16 protein-coding genes are annotated in these 11,927 nt (G+C 69.0%); 13 read left to right on the top strand and 3 right to left on the bottom strand.

All coding sequences use genetic code 11. The annotated features are described in order from the left end of the window. Positions 1 to 249 precede the first annotated feature (249 nt). The 4 genes from BDIM_RS15910 (at position 250) to BDIM_RS15895 (ending at position 2,701) form a co-directional block, all read left to right on the top strand. Entirely contained in the window at positions 250 to 720 is a 471-nt protein-coding gene (locus BDIM_RS15910) for a translation initiation factor IF-2 (protein WP_112999718.1), read from the top strand. Positions 721 to 816: 96 nt separating this feature from the next. Further along, positions 817 to 1,353: a hypothetical protein gene (locus tag BDIM_RS15905; protein WP_003166586.1), complete on the top strand. Its 537-nt coding sequence runs from the start codon at positions 817 to 819 to the stop codon at positions 1,351 to 1,353. Between the two features lie 75 nt (positions 1,354 to 1,428). Continuing rightward, positions 1,429 to 2,061 (top strand): LysE family translocator, encoded by a 633-nt coding sequence (locus tag BDIM_RS15900; RefSeq protein WP_003166585.1) that lies wholly within the window; start codon positions 1,429 to 1,431, stop codon positions 2,059 to 2,061. Positions 2,062 to 2,149: 88 nt separating this feature from the next. Further along, positions 2,150 to 2,701 carry a CC0125/CC1285 family lipoprotein gene (locus tag BDIM_RS15895; RefSeq protein ID WP_040346442.1) on the top strand — a complete coding sequence of 184 codons (552 nt, stop codon included), beginning with the start codon at positions 2,150 to 2,152 and terminating at the stop codon, positions 2,699 to 2,701. Positions 2,702 to 2,811: 110 nt separating this feature from the next. On the opposite strand, the gene BDIM_RS15890 is transcribed toward BDIM_RS15895, so the two are convergent. Next, entirely contained in the window at positions 2,812 to 3,552 is a 741-nt protein-coding gene (locus tag BDIM_RS15890; RefSeq protein WP_003166583.1) for a DUF6065 family protein, read from the bottom strand. A 91-nt stretch (positions 3,553 to 3,643) separates the two neighbouring features. Here BDIM_RS15890 and BDIM_RS15885 point away from each other — a divergent pair, with 91 nt between their 5' ends. Continuing rightward, positions 3,644 to 4,189: a prolyl-tRNA synthetase associated domain-containing protein gene (locus BDIM_RS15885; RefSeq protein WP_050796810.1), complete on the top strand. Its 546-nt coding sequence runs from the start codon at positions 3,644 to 3,646 to the stop codon at positions 4,187 to 4,189. A 101-nt stretch (positions 4,190 to 4,290) separates the two neighbouring features. On the opposite strand, the gene BDIM_RS17690 is transcribed toward BDIM_RS15885, so the two are convergent. Further along, positions 4,291 to 5,007, bottom strand: a complete 717-nt coding sequence (locus BDIM_RS17690; protein ID WP_143255499.1) for a hypothetical protein — start codon at positions 5,005 to 5,007, stop codon at positions 4,291 to 4,293. Positions 5,008 to 5,217: 210 nt separating this feature from the next. On the opposite strand from BDIM_RS17690, the gene BDIM_RS15880 reads away from it, so the two are divergent. The 7 genes from BDIM_RS15880 to BDIM_RS15855 all read left to right on the top strand — a co-directional run bounded on the left by BDIM_RS15880 (position 5,218) and on the right by BDIM_RS15855 (position 9,860). Continuing rightward, positions 5,218 to 6,984, top strand: a complete 1,767-nt coding sequence (locus tag BDIM_RS15880; protein WP_003166580.1) for a hypothetical protein — start codon at positions 5,218 to 5,220, stop codon at positions 6,982 to 6,984. A gap of 387 nt (positions 6,985 to 7,371) precedes the next feature. Then, on the top strand, positions 7,372 to 8,271 hold the full coding sequence (gene trxA / locus BDIM_RS15875) for a thioredoxin (protein WP_003166579.1): 900 nt from the start codon (positions 7,372 to 7,374) through the stop codon (positions 8,269 to 8,271). A gap of 10 nt (positions 8,272 to 8,281) precedes the next feature. After that, on the top strand, positions 8,282 to 8,941 hold the full coding sequence (locus BDIM_RS15870) for an LON peptidase substrate-binding domain-containing protein (protein WP_003166578.1): 660 nt from the start codon (positions 8,282 to 8,284) through the stop codon (positions 8,939 to 8,941). A gap of 103 nt (positions 8,942 to 9,044) precedes the next feature. After that, positions 9,045 to 9,239 (top strand): Trm112 family protein, encoded by a 195-nt coding sequence (locus tag BDIM_RS15865; protein WP_003166576.1) that lies wholly within the window; start codon positions 9,045 to 9,047, stop codon positions 9,237 to 9,239. A gap of 89 nt (positions 9,240 to 9,328) precedes the next feature. Then, on the top strand, positions 9,329 to 9,472 hold the full coding sequence (locus tag BDIM_RS17685; RefSeq protein ID WP_003166574.1) for a hypothetical protein: 144 nt from the start codon (positions 9,329 to 9,331) through the stop codon (positions 9,470 to 9,472). After that, positions 9,472 to 9,672: a hypothetical protein gene (locus BDIM_RS15860; protein WP_128719211.1), complete on the top strand. Its 201-nt coding sequence runs from the start codon at positions 9,472 to 9,474 to the stop codon at positions 9,670 to 9,672. Before BDIM_RS17685 ends, BDIM_RS15860 begins: the two co-directional genes overlap by 1 nt. Next, the gene (locus tag BDIM_RS15855; RefSeq protein WP_003166572.1) at positions 9,669 to 9,860 is read left to right on the top strand and encodes an MGR2/ROMO1 family protein; all 192 of its coding nucleotides are present in this window, start codon (positions 9,669 to 9,671) and stop codon (positions 9,858 to 9,860) included. The genes BDIM_RS15860 and BDIM_RS15855 overlap by 4 nt, the downstream gene beginning before the upstream one ends. Positions 9,861 to 9,875: 15 nt before the next feature. Here the strand turns inward: BDIM_RS15855 and BDIM_RS15850 are convergent, their stop codons facing one another. Beyond that, positions 9,876 to 11,129, bottom strand: a complete 1,254-nt coding sequence (locus BDIM_RS15850) for a UbiH/UbiF/VisC/COQ6 family ubiquinone biosynthesis hydroxylase (protein ID WP_040346440.1) — start codon at positions 11,127 to 11,129, stop codon at positions 9,876 to 9,878. 172 nt (positions 11,130 to 11,301) lie between these two features. Here BDIM_RS15850 and BDIM_RS17305 point away from each other — a divergent pair. After that, on the top strand, positions 11,302 to 11,927 hold a 626-nt coding region (locus BDIM_RS17305), incomplete at its 3' end, for a DNA translocase FtsK 4TM domain-containing protein (protein WP_040346439.1).

The following is an 11,927-nucleotide window of genomic DNA, read 5'->3' as shown; positions in this document are numbered from 1 at the left end:
GTCGTCCTGGACCGCATAGGTCCGCGCCCCCGCCTGAGCGCGGGCGTCGCCCGGCGCCAGGCCGATCGTCAGCGTCAGGGCTGAGGCGAAGGCGGCGGAGAAGACGGAGGCGGCGCGCAGGGTCGGTTTCATTCCTCCATGCTGACGCTTGCGCTCGCCCGGTGGCAAGGCCAACTTGCAACCATCTCCGGTCGATCGTCCGGCGTATCCTTATTGACGGCCTTGGCCGTCGCCAGCCGGAGCTTTCCGTTGAACCGTCTTCCCCTCGCCGCCGCCGCGGCGCTGACCCTGTTCGCCGCCCCCGCCTTCGCCGCCGTTCAGGATCCGCCGCCGCCCGCACCGGCGATCACCGCCCAGCCCGCCCCCTCGCCCGAGGAAGCCGCCTTCGCGGCCAAAGGTGAAGCCTTCAACGTCGAAGCCGAACGCATGGGCGCAGAACTCGAGACGATCATGGACGACGCCAGCCTGGACGGCGCGACCAAGAAGGCCCGCACCGATGCGGTCCTGACCCAATACGAGCCCAAGTTCGCCGCCTTCGCCGACGAGTACGGCGCCTTCCTGCGCCAGATGGCCGAAAAGCCCGAGAACGCTGAGAAGAAGACGGAAATTCTGGCCGCCGCTGACGCCGCCTCGGCTCAACTGCGGGGCCTGCCCGCTCAGATCCGCACGGCGATCGACGCCGCCCTGGCCGCCCCGCCGGCTCCGCCCGCCGTCGACTAAGACGCCTGATCGCGAGATCGCGCCTTACCGCGATTTCACTTGAGCCGATCCCTCCTTCGGCGGACCCTGCGCGGCGTCCGCCGAAGGAGCTTCGTCATGACCCGCGCCCTCCCCCTCGCCTCGCTCTCCCTGGCCGCCGCCCTGGCCCTGCTGCCGGTCTCGACCGCCGTGGCCGAAGAGCAGAAGACCCCCGCCGAGACCCGTCTGGAAGCCGCCGCCGCCGTCTTCGAGGCCAAGATGCAGGAGTTCGGCACCCGCGCCGAGCGCATCCAGGCCGACCCCGACCTGACCGAAACCCAGAAGGGCCTGCGCGTCGCCGCCCTGTGGTCCGACTATCAGCCCCACGTCGTCGACTTCACCGCCGAGGCCACGCGCCAAGCCGGTCAGATCGCCGAAGCGGCTCTGGCCGAGATCGACGTCGAAGCCATCGTCCGCGAAGCCATGGCCGAGGCCGAGCCCGCGATTCACGGCCTGACGACCAACGGGGCCTGGGCGCAGATCGACCCCGAACAGATGGTCACCTACGGCCTGATCGCTCAATACGGCTTCGACCTGGCCCTGGACGCCCTGGCCGAGACCGCCCTGGCGCCGCAACCGCTGGACTCCGACGGCCCGGTCCCCTGCCCCGCCTGAGTTGAACGGCCTGGGTTGAACGGCCTGGGTTCAGACCCGGCTTGACCTGAGCTCGCTTGCGCCCGAAAGGGCCTTATGGCCGCGCTTCCTGTCGATCCGCATCTGTACCTGGCGTTTCTCGGCGTCATGGCCGTGATGGCGGTGACGCCCGGCCCGGCCAACATCTTCGCCGTCGCCACAGGCATGGAGAAGGGCAAGGCCGCCGCCCTGACCGCCGTCCTGGGCATGAACACCGCCACCCTGGTGTGGTTCGGGGCCGCCGCCCTGGGCCTGGGCGCCCTGGTGATCGCCTTCCCTCAGGTCTTCCGCGTCATCGCCGTCCTAGGCGCCCTCTATGTCGCCTGGCTGGGGATCAAGGCCCTGAGAGGGGCCTTCGCCACCGCCGCCGAACCTTCGCACATCGAGGTCAAGCGCGGGCGCAGCGCCCTGGTCGACGGCTTCATGGTCCAGATCGCCAACCCCAAGGCCATCCTCTTCTTCACCGCCGTCCTGCCGCCCTTCCTGGATATCAACCGTCCGCTGGCGCCGCAGCTGGCCCTGTTCGCCGTGACCACCGTCGGCATGGACGGCCTGTCGATGTGCGCCTACGGCCTGGGCGGGGCGGCCCTGGCGCGACAGATGACCGCGCCGCGCTTCCGCAAGGGTTTCGGCATTGTGGTCGGATGCCTTCTGCTCCTCGCCGCCGTTCTCATCGTCTCGCGTCTGTGATGCGCCGGGAATGGGCGATCGGGAACTTGACCATTCACCCCTCGTTCAGACCGACGGGCGTTCAATGAACGCTCAAGGAGAATTTTCCATGATGAAGCTTCGCAAAACCCCGGTGCTGATCGCCCTGGCGGGCGCGCTCGCCCTGGGCGCCTGTGCGACGGCCACCCCCTATCAGCCGGTCGGCTCGAAGGGTCAGGGCGGCTATGCCGAGCAGCGCCTGGAGTCCAACCGCTACGCCGTCAGCTTCTCGGGCAACTCGGTCACCTCGCGCGATCAGGTCGAGATGTCGCTGCTGCTGCGCTCGGCCGAACTGACGGTAGAGAACGGCTACGACTGGTTCGCCACCGTCACCCGCGCCACCGACCGCGACACCCGGTTCTACACCACGCCGGATCCCTTCTACTACGACCGCTACGGCCCCTATTGGGGTCCGTCCTGGCGCTTCTACCAGCGCGGCTACTGGAGCACCTGGGATCCCTACTGGGGCCGGGACCGCGACATCCGCCAGGTCGACCGCTATGAGGCCACGGCCGAGATCGTCATGGGCCGCGGTCCCAAGCCCGCCGGCGACGTCAACGCCTTCGACGCCCGCGAGGTCATCAACAACCTCGGCCCGCGCGTGACGCGTCCCACGTCTTAAGCAGGCCGCTAACGCTCCCTGCGCGGCGGCTCGCTGCTTGAGCGGCGCCAGACATGACAACGCCCGCCTCCAGCGACGGAGGCGGGCGTTGTTGCATCAGGCGCTTGGCCTCAGCCGATGCGCGGGTTCTTCAGGCGGCGCTTGTTCGCGTGGGTCGCCGGAGCCGAGCCCAGGGCCTCGGGCACCTCGCCCTTGAAGTAGAAGCGCTGCCACGCCTCCTTGGCCGCGTCGGGATCGCCCGAGGCCAGGCGGGTGTTGAAGTCGGTGCGCGAACGGTTCCAGGCTTCGAACTGCCCCTTCATGCCGGGGTTGGACTCCAGCGAGCGGATAACCGGCTCGAACTGCTCCACCTTGCGGTGCTCGACCGGCAGGATGAAGCAGAAAGGCTCGCCCTTCTCGAACTTGATCCGGCCCGGCCGCGTGAAGATCCAGTTCATGGTGAAGGGGAAGGGCAGCCAGTCCGTCTCGATCAGGCCGCTCAGCGGCTGGATGCCGTCCTTGACGTGGTTGGGCGAGCCCTGCGCGATCAGCCCCCAGCCCGGCGGCGTGCGGAACAGATACTGCGGGTGCATGGTCAGCACCCCGCGCGAGAAGTGCGAAGTGACGAAGTGGTCCAGCTCCGGCTGCGGCCGGTCCGGCGTGATCTTGATGTCGGTCTGCGACGGCCCGCCGTTCCACTCGGCCGTGAAGCCGAAGGGGCACAGGATCTCCCACCCCGTGGTGTTGGCCATGGTCAGCGGCAGACAGCGATAGGGGTGACGGCTGGCGAAGGCGTCCATCCAGTTGCGCGACTGGCGGCCCGGCACCAGGTCGCACGGACGCGCATTCATCGGATAGCATTCCAGTTCCAAGACGCGGCTCCCAAGCTTGACGAATAAGGCGGCGACCCTGAGGGTCGGCTTCCTCCCCTATCGCCCTCGCCGCCCGCACGACAAGACCGAGATGACCGCCATCGCCGCCGATCCCGCCTCCGACGTCCTGCACGAGCCCGCGTACGACCGCGCCCGCCTGCCGGCCTGGATGGCGGAGCACGGAATCGAACAAACCACCCACGACCACCCCGCCGTCTTCCGCGTCGAGGAAGGGCTGGACCTCAAGGCCGACCTGCCGGGCCTGCACACCAAGAACCTGTTCCTCAAGGACAAGAAGGGCCGCCTGTGGCTGATCTCGGCGGCCCAGGACACGGTCATCGACCTGAAGCGCGCCCACCGCGCCATGGGCTCGGACCGCCTGTCCTTCGGCAATGAAACCCTGCTGTGGGAGACGCTGGGCGTGCGCCCCGGCTCGGTCACGGCGCTGGGCCTGATCAACGATGCGGACCGCCGTGTGACCTTCGTGCTGGACCGCCGCCTGTGGGAGGCGGCCGTCGTCAACTTCCACCCCCTGGCCAATACGGCGACCACCGCCCTGAGCCAGGACAGCTTCCGCCGCGTCCTAGCGCTGCTGGACCGCGAGCCGATCGTAGTGGACTTCGACGCGCTGGACTGAACGGCGACTTCGCAGACTATAGGCTCTGTCTGAAATCGACCCATTGCGGACGTTGAAAGACGGCGCCGCATCACCACCGACCTTGGGCGGTAATCCATAAACTATGCCAGTTGACACGGTCCACGAGCTTTCTCGATCGCTTCGCTTATCGAGTTCAGCACCTGAGGGAGCCGTGGCAGATTGCTGGCGTCGAGTTGTACTGCAAACTTATACTGTTCATCTTGCGAGACCATCTCGCACCAGATCAGTGGAATGTCAGGGCCATAATCCCGACATTGCGTCAGCCTCCGACTATCTACATAGCCATAGGGATAGGATTCTGAACTGATCTTCACTGTCCAAAGCGTGGGCGTCCCATTAGCGGCTGGCGTCGGCGTTTTGCGTATTGAGGCGTCCACTGTTGCAGGAGGTCCAACGAGCCACGATTCCAGATAGTCTTTCTCGGGATTTGACCAGCCGACCACAGAAACCCAGACTCGCCCGTCCTGTGGATGTCCGTACCAATCCTCCTTGCGACCCGGCACCTCGTAGGGTGAAATTCTCACCGCGTCGCCGTCCGCAGCAATGAGAAGAGCAGGATTCAATGGGTCTACAGGATCGGGCGTCGCAATCGCCCACGGACGCGGCACACGCTTGCCGTCTAGGCACGTTCCATCGCGCAACTTGATGGCAGTTGGGCTAAAAGCTTGGGTATTCAACTTTGCCCACGCTACGATCTCCGGCCCAATATCATTGGCTGTGCCGGCCGGACGCTCCGAGCACGCCCCTACCATGAGGAAAAGCGACGCGAGTGCAGTTTGGGCAAGCCGCAGGGACATGGACACACAATGCCTGAGCCAATGCCTGCTAGCCACCCTCTGCAGACCCCAACCGCTTCCGTCTGTGAGCCGCCCGCCCAGGAAAGTCCCGTTTCCCGGAATCGCCCTGTCTAAGGGGCGCGCCAAGGCGTAATATCGCCGTTCTCGACTTCATCACGCGCGCCTGTGCGGCGGACGTTCATCGCGTCAGGCCCTGAAAGGGGACGGTGCATGAGACTGTTCTGGAAAGCCTTCGCCGTAGGCGGAGCGGGTCTGGTTCTGGCCGGGCCGATGACCGCCCTCCCCGCGTCCGACGCCGCAACGGCGCTGCGCCTCGAGCGCCTGTTCGGCGGCGTCTGCGGACCGGGTTCCGGCGGCGGCGCCCTGGCCCGCAGCCTGCTGGTCGCCTCGGCCGTCGCCGCGCCCGCCAGCCAGGCGCAGCCCATTCCCCTCTATCCCGACCTGACGACCTCGCCGTTCAAGGCGACCACCGACGACGCCGGCGCCCAGGCCTATTTCAGCCAGGGGCTGACGCTGGCCTACGGCTTCAACCACGCCGGGGCCGTGCGCTCCTTTCGCGAGGCGCAGAGCCGCGATCCCGCATGCGCCGCCTGCTGGTGGGGCGAGGCCATGGCCCTGGGCCCCAACATCAACGCCCCGATGGACGAACGCGACCGGGCGGCGGCGCTCAAGGCCCTGAACCGCGCCCTGGTCCTGAGCGCCGGGGCCGCGCCGCACGAGCAGGCGCTGATCGACGCCCTGGGTCTACGCTACTCCGACGACCCGGCGGCCGACCGCGCCGCCCTGGACGCCGCCTACGCCGACGCCATGCTGGTCGCCGCGCGCCGCTTTCCCGACAACGACGACGTCGCCGTCCTGGCCGCCGAGGCGGCGATGGACACCACGCCGTGGAACTATTGGGAGGCCGACCAGCGCACCCCCGTCGGCCGCATCGGCGACGCGATCCGCCTGATCGAGACGGTTCTGGACCGCAGCCCCGACCATCCGCAGGCGGCCCATCTCTATATTCACCTGATGGAGGCCGCCGATCCCGCGCGGGCCGAGAAGGCGGCCGACCGCCTGGCCGTCGCGCGTCCCGCCAGCGCGGGCCATCTGGTGCACATGCCCGGCCACATCTATCTGCGGCGCGGCCGCTACGCCGAGGCCATGCGCCTGAACGTCGCGGCGGCGCGCGCGGACGAGGCCTTCATCCGCGACACCAACGATGAGAGCCTGGTCCGCTACGGCTACTATCCGCACAACATCCACTTCATCGTCGCCTCGGCCCAGATGGCCGGCGACATGGACACCGCCCTGCGCGAAGCGCGACGCCTGCGCACGGTGCTGGATCCGGCGACCTCGGCGCGGATCGCCTGGGTCCAGGTCATCGACGCCGCCCCCTATCAGGCCCTGGCCCAGTTCGCCGAACCGCGCGCCGTCCTGGCCGCGCCCGCGCCCGACGCCCGCCTGCCATACGCCGCCGCCATGCGCCACTACGCCCGCGCCGTCTCCCACGCCCGGTTGCACGACCAGAGAAGTTTCGACCGCGAAATGGCGGCGCTGAACGCGCTGAAGGCCTCCCCCGCCCTGGCCGACATGGTCGCCCAGGGCGTGCCCGCGCCCGATCTTCTGGCCCTGGCCGAGGCCGTGGCCTACGGGCGCATGGCCATGGCGCGCGGCCGCCCCGCCGAGGCGACGGAGCATTATCGCCGCGCCGCCGATCTGGAGGCCGCCCTGCCCTATATGGAGCCCGCCTTCTGGTACTATCCGGTGCATCAATCGCTGGGCGCGGCCCTCTATCAGGCCGGGCGCCCGGACCTGGCCGCCGACGCCTTCCGCCTGGCCCTGGCCCAGACCCCGAACAACGGCTGGGCCCTCTACGGCCTGGCCCGCGCCGAATCCGCCCAGGGCCGCGCCGCCGAAGCCGCCGCCGCGGATCAAGCCCTCAAGACCGCCTGGCTGGGCGACGCCCGCTGGCTGCGGATGGACCGGCTGTAGAGCGCGCTACGCCCTATTCTGGCGCAACGATCCGCTACATCATGATGAAGCCGCCCTCCTCTTCCTTCTCCCCTTGTGGGAGAAGGTGGCCCGTCAGGGCCGGATGAGGGGTCTTGCGCCAGCAGATGAGATCAAAGAGGCAAAACGTCAGAAACCCCTCATCCGTCTCGCTTCGCGAGCCACCTTCTCCCACAAGGGGAGAAGGATGCTGCGGCGCCATCCACTCCGGTCGAAGGAAGAGATTTCAGACGATTCAGACGAATTGGACTCTGTTTTTTCCGCTCTCCTCGCCTTCGCCTGCGGCAAGGCGCGCTTTCGGCTTGATGGCGAGGCATCCCGACGCCATCTGATCCGTTACCTTCCTTCGACTCCCATGCGGACCCGACCATGACCTTCGCCGACCCGTCCCTGACCACCCCGCCCGACCTGATCAAGGACGGCACGGACGCCTCCTTCATGACCGATGTGATCGAGGCCTCGAAGCATCAGCCGGTCATCGTCGACTTCTGGGCGACCTGGTGCGGCCCGTGCCGGACGCTCGGCCCCGCGCTGGAGAAGGCCGTGCGCGCCGCCAAGGGGGCGGTGAAGATGGTCAAGATCGACGTCGACGCCAACCCGGCCTATGCGGGCCAGCTGCGGGTGCAGTCGATCCCGACCGTCTACGCCTTCGTCAACGGCCAGCCGGTCGACGGCTTCCAGGGCGCCATTCCCGACAGCCAGATCAAGGCCTTCATCGACAAGCTGACCGGCGGAGAAGGCGTCAACACCGACGTCGAGCAACTGCTGTCGCTGGGCGAGGAGTCGCTGGGTCTCAACGATCTGGGCGGCGCCGCCCAGGCCTTCGCCCACGTCCTGACGATGGAGCCCGACAACCAGAAGGCCATCGCCGGCATGGCCCGCGTCTATCTGGTCGAGGGCGACGCCGAACAGGCGGCCCAGACCATCGCCATGGCCCCGGCCGATTCCACCGAGCCGACGGTTCAGGCCGTACGCGCCCAGCTGTCTCTGGCCTCGGCCGCCCCGACCGGCGCGACCGCCGAGCTGGAGGCCCGGCTGGCGGCGAACAAGAACGACCACGAGGCCCGCTTCGACCTGGCCCAGGCCCTGGCCTCGGCGGGCGATCTGAAGGGGGCGGTCGACCACCTGCTGACCATCGTCCAGGCCGAACGCGAGTGGAACGACCAGGCCGCGCGCAAGCAGCTGCTGACGGTGTTCGAGGCCGCCGGCCCCAACAGCGAAGTCGCCCGCGACGGACGACGGCGCCTGTCCTCCATCCTGTTCTCCTAACGGCGCGATCATGGCTCAGGGCTACGTCAAGGCCAGCGAACTTCCCCAGGTGATCCCGGTGTTTCCCCTGCCGGGCTCCATCCTCCTGGCGCGGGGCCAGCTGCCGCTGAACATCTTTGAGCCGCGCTATCTGAACATGGTGGACGACGCCATGGCGGGCGACCGGATGATCGGCCTGATCCAGCCGGTCGGCCCCGCGGGCCTGCGCCCGCCCCTGACCCGCGTCGGCTGCGCCGGGCGGATCACCAGCTTCGCCGAGACCTCGGACGGGCGCTATCTGATCACCCTGACCGGGGTGTGCCGCTTCGCCGTGGCGACCGAGATGCAGGTCCGCACCCCCTATCGCCAGGCGCGGGTCGACTTCCTGCCCTATGAGGCGGACCTGCGCGCCCCGGACCCGGCCGAGGATTTCGACCGCGAGCCCTTCCTCTCGGCCCTGGCGCCCTATCTGGCGGGACGCGGCATGGACATCGACTGGGACACCGCCCGCGCCGCGCCTCAGGAGGCCCTGGTCAACAGCCTGGCCATGGCCCTGCCCTTTGATCCGCCCGAGAAACAGGCCCTGCTGGAGGCCCTGACCCTGACCGAGCGCGAAGCGGCCCTGACCGCCCTCCTGCGCATCGAAGCCGTCGCCCCCGACGACGACGAGCCCGGTCCGGCGATGCAGTAGTCTCAGCAAACTCGACGCGATAAACATACGGCCAACAGAATGGGGCGCGCGGCGCCCTCAAGCAGCGAGCCGCCGCGCGGCGAGCGATAGGGCACTTAAAATCATGAGCGACGCCTTCAACACCCCCGTCTCGGTCGATCCCCGCCTGCTGGAGGTGCTGGTCTGCCCGGTCACGCGCGGCCGCCTGACCTATGACCGCGAGCGCAATGAGTTGGTGTCCGCAGGCGCCAAGCTGGCCTTCCCCATCCGCGACGGCGTGCCGATCATGCTGGCCGAAGACGCCCGCCCGCTGGACTGAACCTTACGTCGCGCTTAGGCGGCGCCCCGCTTTCCTCATCGCGCCCTTATGGCCGTCGGGTGTTTCTTCGTCTCATGAAGGAGCCCCTCATGAGCCGCCGCGCCCTGCTGAACCAGTCGCTGAGCCGCCCAGCCCCGCCCGAGCCCGCCGCACCCGGCGTCTGGCGCATGGCCCAGACCGTGTTGGCCCTCTATCTCGGCTGCACGCCCCGCAACGGGAGCCGCCCGCGATGATGAGCGGCTATCCCGACGGGCGCCCCGCCGCCCCTCACCGCCCGCGCGCCTATGGCGTCGTCGCCCGCGACGGCGGCTGGTGCGTCACCCTGGACGGCTGCGCCACCCGCCCCTTCAAGGACCGCGAAGCCGCCGCGCGCATCGCCCGCCAGCTGCAGCGTCAGGCTGACGGCCTGCTCCAGACCGAGCCGCGCTCATGACCGCCGCCCGCGCCAAGGCCCGGCCCGTCCTGTTCGAGATTCGCCGCCTGGGCCGCGTCTGGCGCCTGACCTCCTCGGACGGGCTCTTCTTCGGCCTGTTCCAGAACCGGGCCTCGGCCCTGCGCTGCGCGGTGGAAGAGGCCGACCGCCGCGACGACGCCGACGTGCTGCTGCACGCCCACGACTAGGCCGAGCGGGCCCTCTTACAAACTCTCGCCGCGCAGCAGGCGGGGCAGATCCCCCGTCGCCCCGCCCGCCTCGTGCATGAAGGCGCGGCGCAGGGGGGCGATGCGGTTGACCGCCGCCATGCCCAGATCGCGGGCCAGCCGCACCGGGGCGATGTCGTTGGAGAACAGGCGCACGAAGCCGTCGAAGCCCGCCGCCAGCGCCGCATTGTCAAACCGGCGCCAGCGGGCGTAGCGCTCCAGCACCAGTTCCGAGCCGATGTCCTCGCCGATGCGCGCAGCCTCGGCCAGCACCTCGGACAGGGCGGCGACGTCCTTCAGGCCCATGTTGAGCCCCTGCCCCGCCACCGGGTGCACGCCATGGGCCGCATCGCCGATGATGGCCATGCGCGGCGCCGTCAGCCCCTCGGCCAGCTGCAGCGACAGCGGGTAGACGAAGCGCGGCCCCTCGATCGTCAGCCCGCCCAGAAAGTCGCCGAACCGCCGCGTCATATGGGCGTGGAAAGCCTCGTCCGAGGCCGAGCGCAACGCCTCGCCCCGGCGGGTGCTTTCGGTCCAGACCAGATTGGCCCGGTTCTCCGTCAGCGGCAGGATGGCGAAGGGGCCGTCCGGTAGGAAATACTCATGGGCGACGTTGCCGTGCGGCTTCTCCATGCGGACGGTGCACACCACGCCGCTCTGCTGATAGGTCCAGCCGAAGACGTCGATGCCCGCCGCGCGACGCACGGTCGAGTTGCGGCCCTCGGCCCCGATGACCAACGGCGCCGACAAAGTCGAACCGTCCTTCAGCGTCACCGTCGCCCGGCCCGGCCCGACGGCGACATCGGCCACGGCGGCGGGGGCGCGAACCTCCAGGCCCCGCGCCTCGACGGCCTCAGCCAGGGCGACCCGCAGGCGGCGGTTCTCGACCATATAGCCCAGCGGTTCGCCGCCGTTGCGATCGCCGATCTCGTCCGCGTCGAAGCGGATATAGGCGGCCGAAGGCTTGCGGCTGGCGGCGCCGGGACGGCGGCCATCCGTCACCAGAATTCGGTCCATACGGCAGGCGTGCGGCTCCAGCGCCTCGCCCAGGCCCAGCGCCTTCAACATGCGGAAGTTGGCGTAGGAGATCGCCGTCGCCCGCCCGTCGAAGGTCGGCGCCATCTGGGCGTCAAAAGGCTGGGGGTCCACCATGACGGGCCGCAGGCCGCCCTGCGCCGCCGCGAGCGCAAAGGTCGCCCCGACCAGCCCAGCGCCGGCGATGATGATGTCGTAGTCGTCCGATCCGCTCATGCTGTCGTTCTAGGCCCCTATCGCACTTCACGCCACCACAAGCCCGCCTGCCTGATGGGACATAAGGGCTCATCCCCGCCAGCAAAGACCGGGCTGGTAAATGCCGCTTTAACCTTATGCGGGGCACTAAAGGTCGGAGTCTCGCTTTCAGTCCCTTCAGGGGTTTGCCTTCATGTCCGCCGCCCTCGCGCTCGGCCAACGCGTCTGGAGCACCGTCCGCATCGTCTGGGCGGCGCCCTTCGCCGTGCGGTTCAGAGGCGTGCTGCAGGCCATGCTGGCCGCCCTTCTGCTGGTGGCCCTGATCTCGTGGAATCCGGCCGATCCCAGTTGGAACGCCGCATCAAGCCAGGCGCCGACCAACTGGCTGGGCGGCGCGGGCGCGACCTTCGCCGATCTGATCATGCAGTCGCTGGGACTGGCGGCCTGGCCCGCCGTCCTGCTGCTGATCGCCTTCGGGCTGGCCGTGGCCATCGGCGACGCCCTGCAGCACCGCTTGCAGCCGACGCCGTTCAAGATCTTCTGCGCCGTCGCGGGCGTGCTGCTGCTGTCGGCCGCCCTGTCGGCCCCGGCGGCGCCTGCCAAATGGCCGCTGGCGGCGGGCATGGGCGGGCTTTGGGGCGACGCCGTCACCGGCCTGGCCGCCAACGGTCTGGGCGCGCTGAAGGTGCCGGGGGCGCGCATCATCCTGGGCCTTCTGTTCGTGATCCTGGCGCTGTGGAGCCTGGCCTACACCGTGGGCCTGCGCCTACGCGATTTCACCGACACCGCAGGCTGGGCCGCCCAGAAGGGCGCCGAGGC

It is taken from the genome of Brevundimonas diminuta ATCC 11568 (genome assembly GCF_000204035.1).
Taxonomy (GTDB): domain Bacteria; phylum Pseudomonadota; class Alphaproteobacteria; order Caulobacterales; family Caulobacteraceae; genus Brevundimonas; species Brevundimonas diminuta.
The sequence above is the reverse complement of the archived record's forward strand: the minus strand, read 5'-3'. Positions and strand labels throughout refer to the sequence as shown.